At 69.0% G+C, this 365-nt stretch carries 2 pseudogenes; both read right to left on the bottom strand.

Annotation, left to right across the window (positions count from 1 at the left end):
- Positions 1-108 (bottom strand): annotated as a pseudogene (locus EN850_RS36690) (hydantoinase/oxoprolinase family protein); the annotation flags it as partial.
- Positions 99-365: pseudogene (locus EN850_RS34305) on the bottom strand (AraC family transcriptional regulator); the annotation flags it as partial. The pseudogenes EN850_RS34305 and EN850_RS36690, both read right to left, overlap by 10 nt.

The following is a 365-nucleotide window of genomic DNA, read 5'->3' as shown; positions in this document are numbered from 1 at the left end:
CGGACGCTTGCCGCCGCGGCTGTAGCAAGCCGGTCCCGGCTCCGAGCCGGCGCTTTCGGGCCCGGTCTGGATGCGGCCCATGGCGTCGACCCAGGCGATCGAGCCGCCTCGATGCGGATTTCTTCGATCGCGCGGGCGGGTGTGCGACCGTGGCCTCGCGATAGCGCCGCGAGAAACTGCGGCGGCTCATATTGGCGTGGTCAGCCAACTGCGCCAGCGACAGGTCGGCGGCCAGATTTTCGAGGATCCAGCCATGCAGCTTGTCGAAGCGCCCGTCGCCACCCTGCAGCTTGAGGTTCTGGCTGAACTGCGCCTGGCCGCCAGGGCGTTTCAGGAAGACGACCAACTCGCGCGCCACGGCGAGC

Source organism: Mesorhizobium sp. M8A.F.Ca.ET.207.01.1.1 (assembly GCF_004794715.1).
Classification (GTDB): Bacteria; Pseudomonadota; Alphaproteobacteria; order Rhizobiales; family Rhizobiaceae; genus Mesorhizobium.
The sequence above is the reverse complement of the archived record's forward strand: the minus strand, read 5'-3'. Positions and strand labels throughout refer to the sequence as shown.